This window comes from Stenotrophomonas sp. Bg11-02 (assembly GCF_002836635.1).
Lineage (GTDB): Bacteria > Pseudomonadota > Gammaproteobacteria > Xanthomonadales > Xanthomonadaceae > Stenotrophomonas > Stenotrophomonas lacuserhaii.
In genome coordinates, this window is sequence record NZ_PJAY01000053.1 from 31,850 (window position 1) to 54,273 (window position 22,424).

The 22,424-nt window shown below is 67.3% G+C and carries 20 protein-coding genes; 14 read left to right on the plus strand and 6 right to left on the minus strand.

From position 1 onward, the window contains the following. Window positions 1-27 precede the first annotated feature (27 nt). Window positions 28-1,368: an SLC13 family permease gene (locus tag CXG43_RS07410; RefSeq protein WP_101099383.1), complete on the plus strand. Its 1,341-nt coding sequence runs from the start codon at window positions 28-30 to the stop codon at window positions 1,366-1,368. A gap of 43 nt (window positions 1,369-1,411) precedes the next feature. Beyond that, a complete protein-coding gene (locus CXG43_RS07415) occupies window positions 1,412-2,671 on the plus strand; it encodes an OprD family outer membrane porin (protein WP_101099384.1) in 1,260 nt (419 codons plus the stop codon). 546 nt (window positions 2,672-3,217) lie between these two features. Here the strand turns inward: CXG43_RS07415 and CXG43_RS07420 are convergent. Further along, on the minus strand, window positions 3,218-3,967 hold the full coding sequence (locus CXG43_RS07420) for a ferredoxin--NADP reductase (protein ID WP_101099385.1): 750 nt from the start codon (window positions 3,965-3,967) through the stop codon (window positions 3,218-3,220). Between the two features lie 103 nt (window positions 3,968-4,070). On the opposite strand from CXG43_RS07420, the gene CXG43_RS07425 reads away from it, so the two are divergent. The 5 genes from CXG43_RS07425 to CXG43_RS07445 all read left to right on the plus strand — a co-directional run bounded on the left by CXG43_RS07425 (window position 4,071) and on the right by CXG43_RS07445 (window position 8,543). Next, the gene (locus CXG43_RS07425) at window positions 4,071-5,018 is read left to right on the plus strand and encodes an ABC transporter ATP-binding protein (RefSeq protein WP_101099386.1); all 948 of its coding nucleotides are present in this window, start codon (window positions 4,071-4,073) and stop codon (window positions 5,016-5,018) included. Further along, on the plus strand, window positions 5,015-5,815 hold the full coding sequence (locus tag CXG43_RS07430) for an ABC transporter permease (protein ID WP_042612435.1): 801 nt from the start codon (window positions 5,015-5,017) through the stop codon (window positions 5,813-5,815). Before CXG43_RS07425 ends, CXG43_RS07430 begins: the two co-directional genes overlap by 4 nt. Window positions 5,816-5,819: 4 nt before the next feature. After that, window positions 5,820-6,557, plus strand: a complete 738-nt coding sequence (locus tag CXG43_RS07435; RefSeq protein WP_232767668.1) for a DUF3800 domain-containing protein — start codon at window positions 5,820-5,822, stop codon at window positions 6,555-6,557. A gap of 157 nt (window positions 6,558-6,714) precedes the next feature. Continuing rightward, a complete protein-coding gene (gene panE, locus CXG43_RS07440; RefSeq protein ID WP_101099387.1) occupies window positions 6,715-7,653 on the plus strand; it encodes a 2-dehydropantoate 2-reductase in 939 nt (312 codons plus the stop codon). Window positions 7,654-7,658: 5 nt separating this feature from the next. Further along, complete coding sequence (locus tag CXG43_RS07445; RefSeq protein ID WP_232767671.1) at window positions 7,659-8,543, plus strand: epimerase; 885 nt, start codon at window positions 7,659-7,661, stop codon at window positions 8,541-8,543. A gap of 57 nt (window positions 8,544-8,600) precedes the next feature. Here CXG43_RS07445 and CXG43_RS07450 read toward each other — a convergent pair whose 3' ends face one another. Next, window positions 8,601-9,410 carry a TatD family hydrolase gene (locus tag CXG43_RS07450; protein WP_101099494.1) on the minus strand — a complete coding sequence of 270 codons (810 nt, stop codon included), beginning with the start codon at window positions 9,408-9,410 and terminating at the stop codon, window positions 8,601-8,603. A 66-nt stretch (window positions 9,411-9,476) separates the two neighbouring features. Between CXG43_RS07450 and hrpB the strand changes: the two genes are divergently transcribed. Together hrpB and CXG43_RS07460 are read left to right on the plus strand one after the other, a co-directional pair. Beyond that, a complete protein-coding gene (hrpB, locus tag CXG43_RS07455) occupies window positions 9,477-11,981 on the plus strand; it encodes an ATP-dependent helicase HrpB (protein WP_101099389.1) in 2,505 nt (834 codons plus the stop codon). A 127-nt stretch (window positions 11,982-12,108) separates the two neighbouring features. Further along, window positions 12,109-12,510, plus strand: a complete 402-nt coding sequence (locus CXG43_RS07460) for a hypothetical protein (protein WP_101099390.1) — start codon at window positions 12,109-12,111, stop codon at window positions 12,508-12,510. 142 nt (window positions 12,511-12,652) lie between these two features. Here CXG43_RS07460 and CXG43_RS07465 read toward each other — a convergent pair whose 3' ends face one another. Next, window positions 12,653-13,186 (minus strand): pseudouridine synthase, encoded by a 534-nt coding sequence (locus tag CXG43_RS07465; protein ID WP_232767674.1) that lies wholly within the window; start codon window positions 13,184-13,186, stop codon window positions 12,653-12,655. A gap of 158 nt (window positions 13,187-13,344) precedes the next feature. Here CXG43_RS07465 and CXG43_RS07470 point away from each other — a divergent pair, with 158 nt between their 5' ends. Then, a complete protein-coding gene (locus CXG43_RS07470; RefSeq protein WP_157825208.1) occupies window positions 13,345-13,914 on the plus strand; it encodes a hypothetical protein in 570 nt (189 codons plus the stop codon). Window positions 13,915-13,941: 27 nt separating this feature from the next. On the opposite strand, the gene CXG43_RS07475 is transcribed toward CXG43_RS07470, so the two are convergent. Then, window positions 13,942-14,808, minus strand: coding sequence for a class I SAM-dependent methyltransferase (locus tag CXG43_RS07475; protein ID WP_101099393.1), 867 nt, complete (start codon window positions 14,806-14,808; stop codon window positions 13,942-13,944). 169 nt (window positions 14,809-14,977) lie between these two features. On the opposite strand from CXG43_RS07475, the gene CXG43_RS07480 reads away from it, so the two are divergent. Together CXG43_RS07480 and CXG43_RS07485 are read left to right on the plus strand one after the other, a co-directional pair. Further along, window positions 14,978-15,928 carry an aldo/keto reductase gene (locus tag CXG43_RS07480; RefSeq protein ID WP_101099394.1) on the plus strand — a complete coding sequence of 317 codons (951 nt, stop codon included), beginning with the start codon at window positions 14,978-14,980 and terminating at the stop codon, window positions 15,926-15,928. Between the two features lie 207 nt (window positions 15,929-16,135). After that, entirely contained in the window at window positions 16,136-18,232 is a 2,097-nt protein-coding gene (locus CXG43_RS07485; protein WP_101099395.1) for a methyl-accepting chemotaxis protein, read from the plus strand. A gap of 240 nt (window positions 18,233-18,472) precedes the next feature. On the opposite strand, the gene CXG43_RS07490 is transcribed toward CXG43_RS07485, so the two are convergent. Continuing rightward, a complete protein-coding gene (locus CXG43_RS07490; RefSeq protein ID WP_101099495.1) occupies window positions 18,473-19,375 on the minus strand; it encodes a LysR substrate-binding domain-containing protein in 903 nt (300 codons plus the stop codon). Window positions 19,376-19,481: 106 nt separating this feature from the next. On the opposite strand from CXG43_RS07490, the gene CXG43_RS07495 reads away from it, so the two are divergent. Together CXG43_RS07495 and dkgB are read left to right on the plus strand one after the other, a co-directional pair. Beyond that, window positions 19,482-20,696 carry an MFS transporter gene (locus CXG43_RS07495; RefSeq protein WP_101099396.1) on the plus strand — a complete coding sequence of 405 codons (1,215 nt, stop codon included), beginning with the start codon at window positions 19,482-19,484 and terminating at the stop codon, window positions 20,694-20,696. Between the two features lie 94 nt (window positions 20,697-20,790). Next, window positions 20,791-21,594: a 2,5-didehydrogluconate reductase DkgB gene (dkgB, locus tag CXG43_RS07500; protein WP_101099397.1), complete on the plus strand. Its 804-nt coding sequence runs from the start codon at window positions 20,791-20,793 to the stop codon at window positions 21,592-21,594. A 48-nt stretch (window positions 21,595-21,642) separates the two neighbouring features. Here the strand turns inward: dkgB and CXG43_RS07505 are convergent, their stop codons facing one another. Then, complete coding sequence (locus CXG43_RS07505) at window positions 21,643-22,344, minus strand: alpha/beta hydrolase (protein WP_101099398.1); 702 nt, start codon at window positions 22,342-22,344, stop codon at window positions 21,643-21,645. Window positions 22,345-22,424: the final 80 nt, after the last annotated feature.

The window sequence follows — 22,424 nt, forward strand, 5'->3', positions numbered from 1 at the left end:
ACAACGCTTCATTCCTGGGAGGGAATCATGCACGAGTGGTTTGTGCTGGCGAACGCTCTGTTCGCCATTCTGTTGATCGTCCTGTTGATCATCTATTTCAAGGTCAACCCGATGATCGCGCTGATCGCCGGCCCGCTGTACCTGGGGCTGTCGTCCGGGCTCGGCTTCGGCCCCACCATCGAGGCCATCACCGATGGCTTCGGCGACCTGATGGGCAAGATCGGCCTGCTGATCGGTTTCGGCGTGATGATCGGCGCGTTCCTGCATCGCATGGGTGCCTTCCAGCAGGTCGTACGCCTGCTGGTGCGCACCTTCAAGCCGACGCAGATGCCGTACGCGTTCGCCACCATCCTGACCTCGATCTTCCCGCCGATCTACACCGACGTGCTGCTGCTGATGTCCGCGCCGCTGGCCCGTGCCACGGCCAAGCGCATCGGCGGCGACGCACTGCCGAAGATGGCTGGCGCGGTGGGCGTGGGCATCTACCTGGCACTGACCATGGTGGTGCCGGGCGTGGCCGCGCTGGCGCTGTCGGCGGTGCTGGACGTGGAGCTGGGCACGATGCTGCTGGTCGGCCTGGCGATCGCCGTCCCGACCGTGTTCCTGACCCTGTGGGGCTTCCATTTCCTGCTGCGTCGCGGCTTCTGGAACCCGGAGACCGACGAACTCCCCGACGACCAGGCACCGGCGGTGGTCGCCGCCGAGGTCAGGGACGAGGACAACGCGGTGCCGCTGAAGCTTTCGCTGTTGCCGATCATCGTGCCGCTGCTGATGATCGCCACCGGCGCACTGGACCGCGCATTGGACCTGGACATCCCGACGCTGGCCGCGGTGGGCAACTCCACCTTCGCCCTGTTCTGTGGCCTGGTGCTGGCCTTCGTGATCGCCCGCTTCACGGTGCCCGCGCAGGACCGCAGTGGCGCGGTGACCGATGCATTCAAGGAAAGCGGACAGATCCTGCTGCTGACCGGCGTGGCCGGCTCGCTGTCGGCAGTGGTCGCCACCACCGGCCTGGGCGACATCCTGTCCGGTTACTTCAGTGCCAACTCGGCGGCACCCCTACTGCTGGTGTGGGTCGTGGCGGCCATCCTGCACATCGCCATCGGTTCGGTGTCGGCCTCTGCGATCACCGCCGCCAGCATGCTGGCCCCGGCGCTGCATTCGCTGGATGTGCCGCCGGTGCTGGTGGCCCTGGCCGCAGGCTCCGGCTCGCTGTTCCTGGTGCACGTCACCAGCAATACGTTCTGGCTGATGCAGACCACCTTCGGCATGACCCTGCGCGGCACGTTGAAGACGCTGAGCCTGCCGGTGTCGCTGGCCTCGGTGGTGTCGCTGCTGCTGATCCTGGCGGCCAGCGCGATCTTCTGATCGATCCTTTTTTCCATCTGTGTACGGCGGAGGGGCCGGACCCATGAACATCACACGCAATGCAATGCTGATCGCCTTCGGGCTGGCCAGTGCGCCTGCACTGGCCGCAGAAAACGAAGGTTTCCTGGCCGGTGCCAGCGCGGACCTGACCGCGACCAACTTCTATTACAACCGTGATTTCCGCAGCGGCAGCGGCCAGGGCAAGCGCGAGGAATGGGCGCAGGGCTTCCTGCTCGATGCGCGCAGCGGCTACACGCCGGGCGTGGTGGGTTTCGGCATCGACGTGCTGGGCCTGGCGGATTTCAAGCTGGATGGACTGCAGTCCGAAGTCGGCACCGGCATCCTGCCCTACGACCAAGACGGCGCGCGTTCGGCGTTCGGCCGCATCGCGCTGACCGGCAAGGCCAAGGCCGGCCCGGCCGAGCTGCGCGTGGGCAGCCACATCGCATCCGACCTGCTGCTGAAATCCAACACCAGCCGCCTGCTGCCGCAGACCTTCGAAGGCGCCTCGCTGGGCGCGGCGTGGGACAACGGCGTGGAGCTGGGCTATGCGCGCTACGACCGTTCCTGGTACCGCGATGGGACCGAGCGGGTGGACCTGACCCTCACCAACAAGGACCGTCGCTTCAGTGGCACACCCGATGCCGATGGCTTCGAACTGGTCACCGCGTCGTGGGCGCCGGATGATCGTTTCAAGCTGCACTACGAACACGGCGAACTGCGCGATCTGTACCGGCAGCAGGTGGCATCGGTGGCGTTCAAGCAGCCGCTGGCGCTGGGCAGACTGAGCACGGAAGTACGCTATTACGTGTCCGACGACGTAGGCCCCGCACTGGCCGGGGTGGTCGACAACCGTGCACTGAACGCGCTGGTGGCCTGGCAGCACGCCGGCCAGGAGTTCGCGGTGATGTGGCAGGACATGAACGGCGATACGGCGATGCCGTTCGTTGGCGGCACCGATGGCAACGTCTTCAACTGGACCTTCATCAACGACTTCATGGAACGCGACGAACGCAGCTGGCAGCTGCGTTACCAGCTGGACGGCAAGCAGATCAACCTGCCGGGCCTGAAGTTCCTGGTGCGCTACGTGAAGGGCGACAACGCGCGCCCGGCCACGTTCAGCGGCGAGGGCCGACAGTGGCAGCGTGATGTCGAGATCGGCTACACGTTCCAGAGCGAAGCGTTGAAGCACCTGTCGGTACGCTGGCGCAACGGCTTCTTCCGGTCCAACTACCAGCGCGATGCCGAAGAGAACCGGGTGATGGTGGTGTATGACGTGCCGCTGTGGGCGGGCCAGGGCTGAGAGCGCAGGGCAACGTCAACGTCAAAAGCTGCACGGGTGCGTGTTGGCGGGGCGGGGTGGGCTGGCGGGGGACGGCAAAAACTGCATCCATGCGGGCCTTGTTTCGCGCCATCCATGGCGCTCGACACCCCCACCAACCCACCCCGCCCCACCTTCGACAGGTCCATGGGGGCCATGGGGCCTGCGGGCATCGGTAGCGCCGACCCATGGTCGGCGAGCGCAGCGGGCCGCTGGCGGGAACATTCCGCCGACCATGGGTCGGCGCTACCAGGGCGCAGTGGCGTGTCGGGAGGAGGGAGCCCCTGAGTCAGGGGCGGCCGCGAAGCGGCGGGGTGTGGGTGCTGGTGAGATGGGGCCCGCGGTTTGCGCAGCAAAGCCTGGGAGCGACAGCGCGAATGCGATGGCGTGGACCCGCGCCATGGATGGCGCGAAACGAGGCCCGCATGGATGCGGCTTCTGCCGTCCCCCGACCAGCCCCACCGCCCGGCCCACCCAAAGCTGCGGCTCTCGAGCCACCCGCGAGGGGGTTTCACCCGTTCGACCAGACTACTTGCTGGAAACGTACTTCTCGCGCCGGATCTGCGAGTTGCCCAGACCCGCCAGCTTCAGCGCGTCCACGCAGGCATCCACCATGTCCGGGTTGCCGCACAGGTAGGCGATGTCGGTGGCGGCATCCGGCGCAAGATCAGCCAGGTGCTGCTGCACGTACCCATGGCGCACGTCCGGGCCTGGGTCGGCCGGCAGCTCGCGGGACAGGCACGGGATGTAGCGGAAGTTCGGCTGGGCCGCGGCAAACGCTTCGAAATCCTCGCTGTACAACAGCTCGGCCGGGCTCCGGGCGCCCTGCAGCAGCACCACCTGGAGCCCACGCTCGGCCATGGCGGTGGCCAGCAGGGGCAGCATCGAGCGATACGGGGTGACCCCGGTGCCGGTGGCGATCAGCAGGTAGCGGCCATTGAGGTCGCCCGGCTGCAGGCAGAACCGGCCATACGGCCCGCTGGCGCTCAGCTGACCGCCGATGTCCAGGCCTTCGAACAGCGCCGTGGCGGCACCGCCGGGGACGAAACTGACCGCGATATCCACCGCCTCGCCTGGCCCAAGCGCGTGGTCGTGGAGGGTCGCCAGCGAGTAGCTGCGCTTGGTTTGCGTGCCATCGGCGTACTGGAAATGGACCTGGATGAACTGGCCGGGCTGGAAATCCAGCGGCTGGCCGTCATCGCGGAGGAACTGGTAATGGCCTACGGTCGGCGCCAGCATGCGGCGGTCGACCAGCTTCATGGGAAATTGGACTGGCACGGCAGTGGGAACAGTGTGTAGCCGGGGCAAGCCCGTGGGGGGATCTATAATAGCCCTCCCTGCACTCCTCCATGCGCCACCCGCAGGCGCAAAGGCTTTCCGCTTGGCTTCCCTGAACAACAGTGCGCCCGCCCTGCGCGTGCGCGACCTGCGCAAGACCTACGACAACGGCACCGTTGCCCTGAAGGGCGTCTCGCTGGAAGTCGCCCCGGGCGATTTCTTCGCCCTGCTTGGCCCCAACGGCGCCGGCAAGTCGACCCTGATCGGCATCGTCAGCTCGCTGGTGAACCTCAGTGAGGGCCAGGTGGAGGTGTTCGGCACCGACCTGGTGGGTGAACGCAGCGCCTCCATGCGGCTGATCGGCCTGGTGCCGCAGGAGATCAACTTCAACCTGTTCGAGAAACCCTTCGACATCCTGGTCAACTACGCCGGCTTCTATGGTGTCGACCGTGCCGAGGCGGAAAAGCGCGCCGAGGAAGAGCTCAAGCGCGCCCACCTGTGGGAGAAGGCGCAGGTGATGAGCCGCACCCTGTCCGGCGGCATGAAGCGCCGGCTGATGATCGCCCGGGCGATGATGACCCGGCCGCGCCTGCTGATCCTGGATGAACCGACCGCCGGCGTGGACATCGAGATCCGCCGCGATATGTGGCGGGTGCTGAAGGAGATCAACACCGCCGGCACCACCATCATCCTGACCACGCATTACCTGGAAGAGGCCGAACACCTGTGCCGCAACCTGGCCATCATCAACCATGGCCAGATCGTCACCCAGGGGCCGATGCGCGAGCTGCTGGCCAAGCTTGACGTGGAGGGCTTCCTGTTCGACATCGACGGCAGCCTGCCGGCCGAGCTGCCGCAGATCGAAGGCGCCACGCTGATCGCTATCGACGGGCACACGCTGGACGTGGACATGCCGCGCGCGATGGACCTCAACCGTGTATTTGCCGCGTTCAACGCCTCGGGTATCCGGGTGCGTTCGATGCGGACCAAGAGCAACCGCCTGGAGGAGCTGTTCGTGCGCCTCACCGGCAACCCGGAGAACGTGGCATGAGCAGCACCCCGACCCCCGTCCTGACCGATGGCCAGCGCAACCGCATCGCACTGGCCACCGTGGTGCGCCGCGAAGTGGCGCGCATCCTGCGCATCTGGGGCCAAACCCTGGTACCGCCGGCGATCACCATGACCCTGTACTTCCTGATCTTCGGCGGGCTGATCGGCTCGCGCGTCGGCGAGATGGGCGGCTACAGCTACATGCAGTTCATCGTGCCGGGGCTGGTGATGATGAGCGTGATCCAGAACAGCTACGGCAACATCAGTTCCTCCTTCTTCGGCGCGAAATTCGGCCGCCACGTGGAAGAGCTGCTGGTCAGTCCGATGCCCAACTGGGTGATCCTGTGGGGCTACGTGGCCGGCGCGGTGCTGCGCGGCCTGATGGTGGGCGTGATCGTGCTGATCATCGCCATGTTCTTCACCCCGGTGCGCATCCCGCACCCGCTGGTGACGCTGACCACGGTGCTGCTGGGTGCGACGATCTTCTCGCTGGCCGGCTTCATCAACGCGGTCTACGCGAAGAAGTTCGATGACGTGGCGATCGTGCCGACCTTCATCCTGACCCCGCTGACCTACCTGGGCGGCGTGTTCTATTCGGTGAAGCTGCTGCCCGGCTGGGCTGAAGCGGCAACCCACGCCAACCCGATCTTCTACATGGTCAACGCCTTCCGCTACGGCCTGCTCGGCACCAGCGACGTACCGCTGTGGGTGGCCTATGCGCTGATGCTGGGCTTCGTGGTGGCACTGACCTTCGTGGCACTGTGGCTGCTGCGCCGTGGCGTCGGCCTGCGCAGCTGACGTGATGCGGTTCAGCGACTACATCGTATTTGTCGATGAAAGTGGCGACCATGGCATGGACAGCATCGACGACGGCTATCCGTTGTTCGTGCTGTCCTGCCGCCTCATCAGCAAGAGGGACTACATGAGCACCGTGGTTCCGGCGATGCAGCAGTTGAAGTTCTCAACGTTCGGCCACGATGCGGTCATCCTGCATGAGCGCGAAATCCGCAAGGACCTGGGGCCGTTTTCGGTGCTTCGTGAACCCAACAGGAAACAGGCCTTCATTCAGGCGTTGACCGATGTGCTCGATCGGACGCCTATGACCGTGTTCTCCGCAGTGATAGACAAGCGCCAGCTAGCGGAGCATCGACGACGCGAAGAGAACCCCTACGAGCTGTCGCTGCGCTTCTGCCTGGAAAGAATTTTCTATTCGCTACGAAGACTGGGTCAGACCTCTGATGCAGAGGGACCCGTACTGACGCATGTTCTGTGCGAATCGCGCGGCCGCAATGAAGACGCTGACCTGGAACTGGCTTTTCGCCGCATCTGCGGTGGAGACAACTTCGGCAACATCCATCTGCCGTTCGAACCCGTGCTGACGGACAAGAAAAACAATTCCATCGGCCTGCAGCTTGCCGACCTGGTCGCCCGTCCGATTGGACTGAAGCAGTTGCGCCCAGTCAGTCCAATCGTGCATGGGATGTCATCGAGCGGAAGTTGGACCGCGACCCATTGGGCCGCTACATCGGATACGGTCTGAAGTGCTTCCCGTAAAAACAAAAGGCCCCGGCGAATCCGCCGAGGCCCAATGCCGACCGGGAATCCCCGATCCAGTGCTCAGCATAGCAAACCGCCGCCGTGCAGAATACATCAGCCCTTAACCTGTTCATGCTTCACGAACCTGGAGTGACCTGCAGATGCGCATCCTGATCCTCGGCGCCGGCGGTACCGGTGGCTACTTCGGCGGACGCCTGGCCCAGGCCGGGGTGGACGTGACCTTCCTGGTTCGCCCGGCACGCGCGGACCAGCTGCAGCGCGATGGCCTGGTCATCCGCAGCCCGCTCGGCGATGCCGCCTTCCCGGTGCAGCATGTCACCGCCGATGCGCTGCCGGCGCTGGTTGCCGGGCACCCCTTCGACCTGGTGGTACTGAGCTGCAAGGCCTACGACCTGGACAGTTCCATCGAGGCCATCGCCCCGGCGGTCGGACCGCGCACCAGCGTGCTGCCGATCCTCAACGGGCTGCACCACTACGCCGCGCTGGATGCACGCTTCGGCCGCGATGCGGTGATGGGCGGACTGTGCTTCATCAGCGCGGCCAAGGATGCCGATGGCGCGGTGCTGCACCTGGCAAAACCGGCCAAGCTGACCTTCGGCGAGCGCGATGACGTCGGCCTCAGCGCCCGTGTGCTGGCCTTCGCTGCTGCCTGCGTGCAGGGCGGCGTGGACCACCTCGCCAGCGAAGACATCCGCCAGGAACAGTGGGTCAAGTACACCTTCCTGACCGCACTGGCGGCCGCTACCTGCCTGCGCCGTGCCGACATCGGCACGATCATGGGCAGCGAAGGCGGCGAGGACTTCCTGCGGGCGCTGTACGCCGAATGCGTGGCCGTCGCCGAGGCATCCGGCGAGCCGATACCGGCCAGCGCACAGGAAACCGCGCTGGCTGCATTGACCCAGCCGGGCTCCGCGCTGAAGGCCTCGATGCTGCGTGACCTGGAAGCGGGGCAGCAGGTCGAAGCGGACCACATCGTCGGTGACATGCTGGCGCGTGCGCGCGGCTTCGGCCAGGACGCTCCGCTGCTGGCACAGGCCTTCGGTTCCCTGCAGGCATACCAGACGCAGCGCGCGGGCTGAACGAGGTGGCAGACCTTCCGAAGACCGTGTTGGTCCTCGGGCTTGGCTACAGTGGCCAGGCCGTGGCACGCCGCCTGCTGGCGCAGGGCGTGGAGGTGGCCGGCACCGTGCGCGATCCAGCCGCGCGCCGTGGCGACGCCCTGCTCCGGCACCGCCTTGCCGCCGATCATCCGCTCGACCCGCTGCTGCTGGACATGCTGGCGCGTGCCGAGGCCGTGCTGTGCACGATCCCGCCCGATGCCGACGGTGACCCAGCCTTGCGCCTGCTGCGCGATGCACTTGTCAGCAGCACGTCACTGCGCTGGGTCGGCTATCTGTCCTCCACGGCGGTTTACGCGAGCCGGGATGGCGGCTGGATCGACGCGGCGTCGCTGGCCGACGGCGCCACGCCGTCGGCACTGCAGCGGCTTCACGCCGAACGGCAGTGGCAGGCGCTGGCCAGCGGACGGGGCATCGACTCGGCGGTGTTCCGGCTGCCGGGCCTTTACGGGCGCGGTCGCAATGCGCTGGTGCAGTTGGCCGCCGGGCGTGCCCGCCGCGTGGTGCGTGCCGGGCTGGTTTTCAACCGGCTGCATGTGGAGGACCTGGCCGATGTGGTGATGGCGGCCCTGCAGCATCCGCAGCCTGCCGGGCTGTACCTGCCGGCCGATGACGAACCGGCCCCGCCGCAGGACGTGCTGGCGTACGCCGCGCAGCTGGGTGGGTATGCGCTGCCCGCGCAGCAGCAGTGGGACGATCCGGCGGTCAGCCCGTCGCTGCGACGGTTCTACGAGGGCAACAAGCGCATCGACAGCGGCGGCACGCGCGCGATGCTGCAGTGGCAGCCGCGCTTTCCGAGCTACCGCGAGGGGCTGCAGGATGCGTGGGAGCATGGGGATGGCAGGCGGTAGCGCCGCGCAGGAAGTGAGGACCAACGGTGGTCACCCACCACGACCAACGCTCGTTGGTCAGCCAGGCAGGCGGAAGAACGCGCGCGCAGCCGCAGTGGTATTGGCCGCTACGATGTCGGTCGCTTCGCCGCGGTCGCGGGCCAGCTCTTCCACGATATGCGCCAGATACATCGGCTCGTTGCGGCGGTCTTTGGGCATCGGCTTCAGCGAGCGTGGCAGCAGGTACGGCGCATCGGTTTCAATCATCAGGCGGTTGGCCGGGATGTGCTTGACCAGCTCGCGCAGGTGCGCGCCGCGGCGCTCGTCGCACAGCCACCCGGTGATGCCGATGTACCAGTCCTGGTCCAGGTAATCGAACATTTCCTGGCGTTCACCGGTAAAGCAATGCACCACCGCCGCGCCGATGCGGCCCTCGAAATTCTTCATCTGCGCCATGAAATCGGCATGCGCATCGCGCTGGTGCAGGAACAGCGGCTTGCGCGCACCGTCGGCCGCGGTGACTTCAGAAGCCAGCTGCAGCTGCCGCTCGAACGCACGGTGCTGCGCCGGACGCGGGGAGAAGTCGCGGAAATAATCCAGCCCGCACTCGCCCACCGCCACTACTTCCGGATGCGCATGCAGCGCGCGCATTTCCGCATCGCATTCGTCGGTGTATTCCACCGCATGGTGCGGATGTACGCCGGCGGTGGCATACAGCAGCCCGGGATGCTGGCGCGCCAGCTGCAGTGCCAACGGTGAATGTTCGCGGCTGGCGCCGGTGATCACCATCTGCGCCACGCCGGCCTCGCGCGCACGCGCCAGCACGGCATCGCGGTCGCGGTCGAAGGAGTCGTGGGTGAGGTTGGCGCCGATATCGATCAGTTGCATGGTCATCGCAGTGGGGAACGCCAGCTCATTGTACCTGCCGGCCCCATGGCCCCTTATCCTTGTGCGATGAGTACCCTGCACTTCCCGATTTCCGCGCTGCTGCCGCAGGTCAAGGACAGCCTCGACCTGCACCCGCGGCTGGTCCTGGAAGCCCCGCCCGGCGCCGGCAAGACCACCCAGGTGCCGTTGGCGCTGCTGCACGCGCCGTGGCTGGGCGGGCAGAAGATCATCCTGCTGGAACCGCGCCGGGTCGCCGCGCGCAGTGCCGCCCAGTTCATGGCACGGCAGCTGGGCGAGGAAGTCGGCGAAACCGTCGGCTACCGCATCCGCTTCGAAAACAAGGTATCCGCACGCACCCGCGTGGAGGTGGTCACCGAGGGCATCCTGACCCGCATGCTGCAGGATGATCCGATGCTTGAAGGCATCGGTGCGATCGTGTTCGATGAGTTCCACGAGCGGCACCTCAGCGGCGATCTCGGCCTGGCGCTGGCGCTGGACGTGCAGGCGCAGCTGCGCGACGACCTGCGCCTGGTGGTGATGTCGGCCACGCTGGACGGCGAGCGGCTGGCGCGCTTCCTCGATGCGCCGCGCCTGTCCAGCCAGGGCCGCAGTTTCCCGGTGGAGATTTCGCACTTCCCCGCCCGCCGCGACGAAGCGCTTGAGCTGCAGGTGCGCCGCGCCGTGCAGCAGGCGCTGGCCACCCATCCCGGTGACGTGCTGGTGTTCCTGCCCGGACAACGCGAAATCCAGCGCGTGCTGGCCGGCCTGCACGACACCGTGGACGCAGCCACCGAGGTGCTGCCGCTGCATGGCGAACTCCCCGTGGAACAGCAGGGCCGGGTGCTGCAACCGGCTGCCGATGGACGCCGCCGCGTGGTGCTGGCCACCAACGTGGCCGAATCATCGGTCACCCTGCCCGGCGTGCGTGTGGTGATCGACAGCGGGCTGGCGCGTGAGCCGCAGTACGATCCCAACAGTGGCTTCAGCCGGCTGGACGTGGTGAACGTGGCCCAGGCATCTGCCGACCAGCGTGCCGGGCGTGCCGGCCGCGTGGCAGCAGGCTGGGCGTGGCGCTTGTGGCCGCAGTCGCAGCGGCTCGAACCGCAACGCCGGGCGGAAATCGAACAGGTCGAACTGACCGGGCTGGCGCTGGAACTGGCGGCGTGGGGCAGCAGTGACCTGCGCTTCGTGGACGCGCCACCGGCCGGGCCGCTGGCCGCCGCGCGCGAGCTGCTGCAGCGGTTGGGTGCGTTGTCGCCCGCCCATGCGATCACCGCACAGGGCCGCCGGATGCTGGCGATCGGCACCCATCCCCGGCTTGCGGCGATGCTGCTTGCCGCAGGCACCGGGACCGAACAGGCGCTGGCGGCCGATATCGCCGCTTTGCTGGAGGCGCGGGACCCACTGCGCCAGGGCGGCGACGCACTGGCACCGCGCTGGCGCGCACTGGCCGCATTCCGCAATGGCCGTGCACCGCATGAGGCGAGCCGCAGCGGGCTGGCCGCCATCGATGCAGCGGCCAGGCAGTGGCGGCGACGCCTGCGCTGCGACGCCGCGCCGCCGTCGAGCATCGAAGCGCACCAGGTGGGTGACTTGCTGGCACATGCGTTCCCGGACCGCATCGCCTTCCGCCATCCGAACGATCCGCTGCGCTACCTGCTGGCCAACGGCCGCAGCGCGCGCCTGCACGAGCTTAGCGACCTGCGCGGCGAGCCGTGGCTGGTGGCCAGCGAACTGCGCTTCGAGGCACGCGATGGGCTGTTGCTGCGTGCTGCGCCGGTGGATGAACAGTACCTGCGCGGCGTGTTCGCTTCGCGCTTCGTCAGCGAGGACATCGTGCGCTGGGACGCCGAGCGCCGGGCGCTGGTGGCGCTGCGCGAAAGCCGCTTCGAGCGCATCGTCCTCGACAGCCGCTCGGCCGGACGCGTCGACCCGGCGCATGCCGCCGCCGCGCTGACCGAAGCGGTGGCCGAACTCGGCCTGCAGGCCCTGCCATGGACCGAGGGCCTGCGGCAATGGCAGGCGCGGGTGGAAGCGCTGCGCCGCTGGATGCCCGAGCTCGGCTTGCCCGATGTCAGCGATGCGGCCCTGCTGGCCACGCGCACCGCGTGGCTGCAGCCTGCCTTCACCGGCAGGACCCGGCTGGATGCGCTGGACGAAGCCAGCTTCGGCGAGGCACTGAAGACCCCGTTGGAATGGTCGCAGCGGCAGCTGCTGGACCGCCATGCACCCACCCGCATCAGCGTGCCATCCGGGCTGGAGCGCACGATCAGCTATGCCCTGGACAGCGAAACCGGCGAGCCGCTTCCGCCGGTGCTGGCGGTGAAGCTGCAGGAACTGTTCGGGCTGGCGGACACGCCGCGGATTGCCGACAACCGTGTCGCACTTACCCTGCACCTGCTCTCGCCGGGCGGTCGTCCGCTGCAGGTCACCCAGGACCTGCGCAATTTCTGGGCCAGTACCTATGCCGAAGTCAAAAAAGAAATGAAGGGCCGTTACCCGCGCCATCCCTGGCCGGATGATCCATGGACGGCCACCGCGACCCACCGCGCCAAGCCGCGCGGGACCTAGGCAGCGTCCCTTGGCCAGCCCTATCCTGAACGGCTGCGGTAGAGTCACGCCGCGCGCGTGCTTGCCTGACATGCCGTTTACAGCGACCGCGCGACACTGGACTTCGACCCGAGGCAAAGGACCCCACATGAGCAGACTGACCGTAATCACCGATCGTGCACTGGAACGCGCGCTGGACCTGGCCCATAGCGCAGGCGATGGCATCAAGCACGCTGGCGGTAACCTGGGCGGCAGCCTGCGCCACTTCGGTCCCACCGCCGCCGACTGGCTCAAGACCGGCGCAGCACTGGGCGCGGTCAAGACCGGTGGCCGGATCGCGACCAAGGCCGCGCGCCGCAATCCGGCGGTGACCATCGCCGCTGCTGCCGTTGGCGTGGGCCTGCTGGGCTATGCGCTGTATCGCAAGCAGCAGAAGAAGAAGCTGGCCGGTGGTCATGTCGTCAACGGACAGGCACAGCGCGTCGCGGCGCGCGATCGTCGCGCGAGCACGATCCAGGACGAACACAGCGATATCGGCAGCGACGCCTGAGTGCGTAGCGCGGGTTGACGTCCCGCAGCTGTCCTGGCCGGTTCGGCGGGCATGAAGGGCGTGGCGGATGCCACGCCCTTCGTCGTTTCGCGCTGGAGAGATAGTGCGCAGGCGCTCGCCAGCCTTACACCCGCAGCCGCCCTTATTCCGCTTGCCGCCACTGCCCCGGCTGGAGCCCGCCCAGCTGATAGGGGCCGATCGATGCGCGTACCAACCGCAGCGTCGGCAGGCCTACCGCTGCCGTCATTCTCCTCACCTGGCGGTTCCGCCCTTCGCGCAACGTGACGGCCAGCCACGCATCGGGCACCGTCTTGCGGAAACGCACCGGCGGATCGCGCGCCCACAGCGAAGGCGGATCGATCTGCTCGACCCCGGCAGGCAGGGTGGGCCCGTCGTTGAGCAGCACGCCACGGCGCAGCTGCGCCAGTCTTTCCGGCGTCGGTTCGCCCTCCACCTGCACCCAGTAGGTTTTGTCCGCCTTGTGCCGTGGATCGGTCAGCCGGTGCGCCAGGCCACCGTCGTCGGTGAGCAGCAGCAACCCTTCGCTGTCGTGGTCCAGCCGCCCCGCCGCATAGACCTGCGGCGGGAGGCCGAAGCCCGCCAGTGTCGGCCGCGGCGGCACACTGCGATCGGTAAACTGGCACAGCACGTTGAACGGCTTGTTGAACAGGATCAAAGACATGGTTGCAGTTTTCTGCCTTGTTCGGCGATGCGACGCAGATGGCCCTGGTGGGTCGTGCGTCAGCCGAGCAGGCTGGGTGGGAATGTGAGTGTGTCAAGTCTGACGCATGCCGTGCCCTTCGTCATGGCATCCCCGCAACCCAGGAGCACCCCATGCACTTGCCCGCCGCCGGAACCCCTCCAGCACTCCGCGCCCGGACGCCACCAGCAACGCTGGCAGCTGCCATCCCTGCATCGACCGGCTCGACACCCGCGCGAATCGAGAACCGCCCCCTGCAGCTGCAGCCGGTGCCTGACCCGGTCCCGGGCCCTGCCACGTCCGCTGGCGCAGCGGGCGCTGTTGCCGAGGCGAGGGATGCGCACTTCACCGACCTGATGCGGGCTACGGCAATGCAGCCCATGGTCACCTGCGTGCAAGCGGCAATGCCCTCTGCGCAGGCACGTCTGTTGGCCTTCGACCAATGGGTAATCAAGCATGCCGTCGCGCTGGGCCGTCCCGCCCTGGCAGGGCTTGCCCCCACCAGTGCAGCGCGTGAATTGATGGCCCAGCTGCCGATGACGGGCGATCCCGCCAACCTGGCTGCTACCGGCTATGTCACCGTGTTGTTCAACACCGTTCTTCCGGACCCGGACAACTCAGACACGCATCCCGTCGTCTTACTGCGGAGCGCCCTCTCCCAGGCTCCGAAACAGCCAGCGGAAGACGCCAGGGCGCCCCGCTGACCACAGCAGACCCGCGTGCGAAAGTGATCAGCGCGCCGCCTTGATGAAGCGCAGCGTCATCCGGTCACTTTCACCGATCGCCTTGTACTTGGCCGCATCGGCAGCGTCGTGGTTGTTGGACGGCGGCAGCGTCCACACGCCGTTGGGATGATCCTTGGTATCGCGCGGGTTGGCGTTGATCTCGCTGCTGCCATCGAGGGTGAAACCTGCCGCTTCGGCCATCGCGATCACCTGCTGCTGGCCGACATAGCCGGACCCGTCGTCGTCGCTGACATCGGCCTTGGCGCGATGTTCGACCACGCCCAGCACGCCGCCCGGCTTCAGCACATCGTAAAAGCCCTTGAACATGCCCGGCGCCTGGCCGGACTTGCGCCAGTTGTGCACATTGCGGAAGGTCAGCACCACGTCAGCCGAAGCGGGCTTGCCGAACACCGGCGCGGCCGGGTCATAGGCCACTTCGGTGGCCTTGTCGAACTGTGCAGGCGAGGCGGCGAACTTCTTCTGCAGGCCATCGCGGCTGCGCTGCTGGTAATCGCGGCCACGTCCTTCCGGCACCGATGCCGGATCCACCACTGCGGCAATGTACTGGCCCTGCTGGCGCACCAGCGGTGCCAGGATTTCCGAGTACCAGCCGTTGCCGGGGGTGATCTCGATGACCGTGCTGGCCGGGGTCAGCTTGAAGAACGACAGCGTCTGCGCCGGATGGCGGAAACCATCGCGGGTGACATTGGCCGGATCGCGCATGGTGGACTTGACCGCCGCCTCGATCGCCGGGCTGACCTGTACCTGCGACGCCGCGCTGGCGGCCACCGGCGAGCGGGCATACAGCGGTGATGCCGACAGCGCCGCTGCCACGGCGAGGCAACAGGCAGACACGGTGATCAGGTTCTTCATGGCGGGGCTCCCTTGGATGATGGGCGCAGACTAGCAGTCCGCACCGCTTCGGTGTTCACAAAGCGTTAGCGCCGCGCGGCGCACCGGAACACAGTTTTGCGGCCGGTGCCGCAGCAGCGTCATCTCCCTCCCCTTATGCTGCTGGCATGGCTATACAAGGAGACTCCGCATGACGGCAACCCGCGAACTCGGCCGTTCGGGCCTGCAGGTGCATCCCATCGCCTTCGGTGGCAACGTGTTCGGCTGGAGTGCGGACGAGAAAACGACCTTCGCCCTGCTCGACGCCTTTGTCGATGCCGGCTTCAACCTGGTCGATACCGCCGACGCCTATTCGGCGTGGGTGCCGGGCAACCAGGGCGGTGAATCGGAGTCCCTGATCGGCAGGTGGTTCGCACGCAGCGGCAAGCGCGACAAGGTGGTTCTGGCCACCAAGGTGGCGAAGTGGTCGGAACAGCCCGGCCTGTCGGCAGACAACATCACCGCGGCGGTGGAAGGCTCGCTGCGTCGCCTGCAGACCGATGTCATCGATCTCTACCAGGCGCATGAGGATGACGAATCCACCCCGCTGGAAACGACGCTGGGAGCCTTCGCGCGGCTGGTCGAACAAGGCAAGGTCCGCGCCATCGGAGCCTCCAATTACAGTGCCGAGCGGCTGGCTGAGGCGCTGAAAATATCGGCCAACTATCGGCTGCCACGGTATGAAACGCTGCAGCCGGAATACAACCTCTACGACCGTTCCGGTTATGAGGCCGGCCTGGAAGCCCTGGTGCAGCGCGAGCAGCTCGGCGTGATCAGTTATTACTCGCTGGCCAGTGGGTTCCTGAGCGGCAAGTACCGCCGCAGTGAAGACGCGGCCAGGAGCCCCGCACGCGGCCAGGCCGTGGTGGCGAAGTACCTCAACCCGCGCGGCAACCGCATCCTGGGGGCGCTGGATGACATCGCCGGCAAGCATGCCGCGACCGCCTCCCAGGTTGCGCTGGCCTGGCTGATCGCGCGTGCTTCGATCACCGCGCCGATCGTCAGCGCCACAAGCGTCGAGCAGCTGCGCGAGATCCTGGCAGCGGCGACGTTGGCGCTGTCGGCGCAGGACATTGCCGAGCTGGACGAAGCCAGCGCCTAGCCGCGCGCAGACCTGCCCCCGGCCGTTCCGCCGCTGCAACCGCATCGGCCGGTGCGTCATGCTCGGCACTGTTCCATTGATGAGCCACCATGAAGATCACATATCTTTCACGTCGTTGAATGGAACGATAACCGTGACGCACTTCGCACTTAAGCATTGAGGGACGCACCCGATAAGGAAGTCTCCCCTTCCCGGACCCATGCGCTCATGCGGAACGCCTCGCCCGCTTCTCCCCCACCTGCTCGTGGCATCCAGTTCAAACTCATCGGCGCCACCTCGCTCGGCGTGCTGTTGCTGGTGGCCAGCGCCCTTGCCGGCCTGGCCTCGGCCTGGTTCGACCTGGGTGCGGCGATGCCGGCGTCCTACGCGGTCAGCCGCGATGCGGAACAGCTGCAACGGGAGTTCCGCCTGCAGGTGCAGGAGTGGAAGAACGTGCTGCTGCGGGGGGCCGATGATGCGCTGCGCGAAAAGCACGCAGCCGCCTTGACCGAAGAGGGACGCAAGGTGGCGGAACTGGCTGCCAGGGTCGGCCGTGCCGAGGATGGCCGGACGCGTGAGCTGGTCGCGGCGTTCATGACCGACCAGGCCACGCTGCAGCGTGACTACCAGGCTGCGCTGCAGGCCTACATCGCATCGGGTTACGACCCGGCCGCCGGTGATGCGCCGGTGCGCGGCCGCGACCGCCCGCTGGCACAGGCGCTGGATGGCCTGGCCGCGCATACCGCGCAGGTCGCGGATGCGGCCATCGCGCGCCGCTCGAGCCACGCACGCGAACTGCTGGTGACCAGTGCCGTGGTGACGGTCATCACCGCCGTGCTGCTGCTGCTTGCGCTGTCATGGTGGCTGCGCCGCGCTGTCGTGCGGCCGGTGGTGGCGGTGGAAGCCGCTGCGCGCGCCGTGGCCGCCGGCGACCTGGACTACCGCGTGCAGGTGCAGGGGCGCGATGAGATCGGCAGACTGGCTACGACCATGCAGGACGTGCAGGGCACGCTGCGCGGTGTGCTGGCAGCGCAGGCAGAGATGGCCCGCACCCACGAAGCGGGCCGGATCAGCCATCGCATGGACGCAGCTGCATTCCCCGGCGCCTACGGCCGCATGGTGGCCGACTGCAATGCCTTGGTCGCAGCGCACATCCAGGTGAAGATGCGTGCCATCGCCGTCATGGGCCGTTACGCAGTCGGTGATCTTTCCGAAGACATGGACCGCCTGCCGGGCGAGAAGCGCGTCATCACCGATGCACTGGATGCCGCCAAGGCGAACCTCGGCGCGATCAATGCCGAGATCAAGCAGCTGGCAGGCGCCGCTGCCGCCGGCGACTTCAGCCAACGCGGCAACGTGTCCCGCTTCGAGCACGATTTCGCCGACATGGTGGCCGGCCTCAACCAACTGATGCAGGCCAGCGACGGCAACCTCGCCCAGGTATCGAGCATGCTGCGCGCGATCGCCGACGGTGACCTGCGTGTGCGCATGGAAGGTGAATTCCATGGCGTGTTCGCGCGTATCGCCGGCGATGCCAATACCACGGCGGCGCAACTGGCGACGATCGTCGCCGACATCCAACAGGTGGCCGGCGGTGTCCGCGAAGCGGCGATGGAGATCGCCAGCGGCAACAGCGACCTGTCCCAGCGCACCGAACAGCAGGCCGCCAACCTGGAAGAAACCGCCGCTTCGATGGAGGAGCTCACCTCCACCGTGCGCCAGAACGCAGAGCATGCACGCACCGCCAACGACCTGGCCCACAGCGCGGCGAGTGTGGCATCGCAGGGCGGAGAGGTGGTGGGCCAGGTGGTGGCGACGATGGGCGGTATCGAAACGTCTTCGCGGCGCATCGCCGAGATCATCTCGGTGATCGACGGCATCGCCTTCCAGACCAATATCCTGGCCTTGAACGCGGCCGTGGAAGCCGCGCGCGCAGGCGACCAGGGCCGCGGCTTCGCCGTGGTGGCCAGTGAAGTGCGCACGCTTGCACAGCGTTCGGCGGCGGCGGCAAAGGAGATCAAGGGGCTGATCGATGAATCGGTGGAGAAGGTGGCCGATGGCTCCGCGCTGGTACGCCAGGCGGGCAGCACGATGGGCGAGATCGTCGCCTCGGTGCAGCGCGTGACCGACATCATGGCCGAGATCTCCGCCGCTTCGCAGGAACAGTCCGCCGGCATCGAACAGGTCAACCAGACCGTGGTGCAGATGGACGGTGCGACCCAGCAGAATGCCGCGCTGGTGGAAGAAGCCTCTGCTGCCGCGCGCAGCATGGAACAGCAGGCCGCGCGTCTGGTCGAATCGGTGGGCGTGTTTACCCTGGCCTGAAGGCCTGGCCCGTGGTGGGTGCCGACCACTGCTGTTGGTGGGTGCCGACCACTGCTGTTGGTGGGTGACGACCGCTGCTGTTGGTGGGTGACGACCGCTGCTGTTGGTGGGTGACGACCGTTGGTCGTCACGCGGTGCTTTTTGCCGCTGCGCTCGCCGAGCATGGCTCGGCGCTACCTGCTCCGGTAGTGACGACCGCTGCTGTTGGTGGGTGACGACCGTTGGTCGTCACGATCCGGCCTACACCACGAACGGCTCGCGCTGCATGCCTTCTGCCAGCACATCCACGAACGAGCGCACGCGCGCCGACACGGCCGTGTTGCGGTAGTACACCGCGTGGATCGGCTGGTAGACATCCAGCGTCTGCACGACCAGCAGCGGCACCAGCGCACCGCTCGCGCGGTCGGCGTGGGTCAGGAAATCAGACAGGCAGGTGATTCCCGCCCCTTCCACCGCCAGCCGGCGCAGGGTCTCACCACTGGAGGCGGCGATGTCCGGGCGCACCCGAAGCTGGCCCTCGTCGTCGCCGGGCAGCGGCCAGCGGTTCAGCGATTCGGGTTCGTTGAAGCCCAGCAGCGTATGCGCGGACAGGGCGGCCACGCTGTCCGGCGTGCCGTGCTGGCGCAGGTAGGCCGGACTGGCCACCAGCTGCAGGCGGCAGCGGCCGAGCAGGCGCGCATGCAGGGTGGAATCGGCCAGCGGACCGATGCGGATGGCCAGGTCGGTGCGCCGTTCCAGCAGGTCGATGTAGCGCTCGGAGCTGTTCACTTCCAGCGCCACCTCCGGGAACTGCTGGCGATAGCGGGCCACCAGCGGGGCGATCACATGCAGCACGAACGGCATCGCCGCATCCACGCGCAGGCGACCGGCCGGGCGTTGACGACGCAGCGCCATCTGCTCTTCCGCCGTCTCCACCGCCTCCACGATCTGGCGCGCCTGGCGGACGAACGCCTCGCCTTCGGCGGTCAGGTGCAATCGGCGGGTGGTGCGGGTCAGCAGCGTGGTGCCCAGCTTTTCTTCGAGCCGGCCCAGGGCCCGGCTGACCCCTGAGGGGGTCTGGCCCAGCTGTTCGGCCGCCGCGCTGATGGTGCCGCTGTCGATGACGGCCAGCAGCGCCTGCATTTCGTCCAAGGTGATTTTCATGGCCGCATTATTGACCATCAGGCAAGAGTGATTGGCGTGAAGACGTGTGTTTCAGCAAAGGTCAGCGGCGCAGACTGCGCTCCTTCCTTTCCTGCCGGACCCTGTCATGACCCGTGGCATTCCCCTCGCCCTGTTGGCGTTGACCCTCGGTGCCTTCGCCATCGGCACCACCGAGTTCGTCATCGTCGGGCTGCTTCCGACCATCGCCGCCGACCTCCAGGTCAGCCTGCCCTCGGCTGGCCTGCTGGTGTCCCTGTACGCGCTTGGCGTGGCGATCGGCGCGCCGGTGCTGACCGCGCTGACCGGGCGCGTGCCGCGCAAGACCCTGCTGGTGGCGCTGATGCTGGTGTTCACCCTCGGCAACCTGGTCGCCTTCCTGGCCCCCGGCTACAACGCGCTGATCGTGGCGCGGATCCTGACCGGCCTGGCCCATGGCGTGTTCTTCTCCATTGGTTCGATCATCGCCACCTCGGTGGTGCCGAAGGAGAAGGCCGCCAGCGCGATCGCCATCATGTTCACCGGCTTGACCGTCGCGTTGGTGACCGGCGTGCCGTTGGGCACCTTCATCGGCCAGCACCTGGGTTGGCGCGCGACCTTCCTGGCGGTCTCCGGGCTGGGCGTGGTGGCGCTGCTGGGCAGCCTGGCGTTCGTGCCGCGCAACCTGGCGCAGAGCGCGCCGGCGACCTTCCGCCAGCAGCTCGGCGTGCTGGCGCAGCCGCGGCTGTTGATGGTGTATGCGATGACCGCGCTGGGCTACGGCGGCACCTTCCTGTCCTTCACCTACCTGGCGCCGATCCTGCAGGAGGTCACCGGTTTTTCCGCCAACGCGGTCAGCGGCGTGCTGCTGGTATATGGCATCTCGGTGGCGTTCGGCAACGTGTGGGGCGGCCGCCTGGCCGACCGGCTGGGGCCGATCCCCGCACTGAAGCGGATCTTCGCGCTGCTGGCGCTGGTGCTGCTGGTGCTGACCTTCACCGCCCACAACACCTGGCTGGTGCTGTTGACGGTGCTGGCGCTGGGCGCGGTGGCATTCGGCAACGTACCCGGCCTGCAGGTCTATGTGGTCAAGCAGGCACAGCGCCATGCGCCGCAGGCAACGGATGTGGCATCGGGACTGAACATCGCGGCGTTCAACATCGGCATCGCCCTCGGCGCCTCGCTGGGTGGGCTGGTGGTGGAGCATATCGGCCTGATGCACACCCCATGGCTCGGCGCGCTGGTGGTCGTGGGTGCCTTCGCCCTTACCGCGCTGAGTGGCCGGCTGGACCGCCGCGATGGCATCGACGACCGCGCCGAAGGCATCCTCATGGCGGCGCATTGATGGCTCCGCTGGCGCACGGGGTCGCCACGCCGCGTTGCCCGCATGCATACGTTCCCTGCCCTACCCTCTGTCCATCCCCCACTGGAGTATCCCCATGACCGTTCCTGCTTTTGGCCTTGGTACGTTCCGCCTGAAAGACCAGGCGGTGATCGATTCGGTACGCAACGCGCTCGACGTCGGCTACCGCGCCATCGATACCGCGCAGATCTACGGCAACGAAGCCGAGGTCGGCCGGGCGATCGCCGAATCCGGCGTACCACGCGATGACATCCATCTCACCACCAAGATCTGGATCAGCGAATTCAAGCGCGATGCGCTGCTGGCCAGCCTGCAGGGAAGCCTGGAAAAGCTGCGCACCGACCGCGTCGAGCTGACCCTGATCCACTGGCCTTCGCCGGATGATGCGGTGCCGATGGAGGAGTACCTGCCGGCCCTGGCCGAGGCCAAGGCGCAGGGCCTGACCCGTGAAATCGGCATCTCCAACTTCACCATCGCCCAGACCCGCCGCGCGATCGGAATCCTGGGCGCGGCTGAGATAGCCACCAACCAGGTGGAGATCCATCCGTACCTGCAGAACCGCCTGCTGGTGCCGTTCCTGCAGGAACAGGGCATCCACGTCACCGCGTACATGAGCCTGGCCTACGGCGAGGTGATCAAGGATCCGGTGATCCAGGCGATCGCCGGCCGCCACCAGGCCACCCCGGCGCAGGTCGCGTTGGCGTGGGCACTGCAGCAGGGCTTCGCGGTCATTCCCTCTTCCACCCGGCGCGAGAACCTGGCCAGCAACCTGGAAGCAGCCCGCCTGCATCTGACCGACGAAGACCTCGCCCAGATCGCCACGCTGGATCGCGGCCATCGGCTGGCCAACCCGGACGGCATCGCCCCCGCCTGGGATTGACGGACCCGGGTAGCGCCGAGCCAGGCTCGGCGGAATGCGGCTGCAGGATCAATCGCTCAGCAACCACCCGCGCATCGCGGCACTGACCTCGGCAGGCTTTTCCATCGGTGACAGGTGCCCGCATCCGGGCACCACCACCAGCGTGGCGTGCGGCGCCAGCGCCTGCATCTCCTGGCTTATCGGCAGCGGCGTGATGCGATCGTTCTCACCGCAGACGATCAGCATCGGGTCGCGGTAAGCGGCAAGCAGCGCATGGCCATCCTCGCGGTCCAGTCCACTTTGCCGCAGGAACACCTCGGCGCCGAGCCGTGCGGTCATATCGCGTACGCGCTGTACCAGTACGTGGTCGTCCAACCGGGAGGCGTCGATGTAACTGCGCATCAGCGTGTCGCCGAAGCCGTGGAACCGGCCGGGCAGCCGGACGCTGGCGATCTGCGTGGCGCGCTGTGCGGCACGCTGCGGCGAATCGGCGTGGATGGAGGTATCGATCAGGGCCAGCCGCAGCACGCGCTGCGGTGCGCTGCGCAGGATCTGCTGGGCCACGAAACCGCCCAGTGAAAACCCGGCCAGCGCGAAGCGTGGCGGCGCCTGCGCCAGCACGGCATCGGCCACCGCCTGCATCGTGTCGCCAGCGGTAAGATCGCCGACGGTCGGATCGGCGATGTCGGCCAGGTCGGACAGTTGGTCGCGCCACAACTCGGCATCGTTGAGCAGGCCGGGAAGCAGCAGCAGGGGAATGCGTTCTTTCATGCTGCCATTGTAAGAGGGCGACGGGTAGCGCAGCGGCAGGCAGGGGCGTGACGACCAACGGTCGTCACCCACCGGAGCAA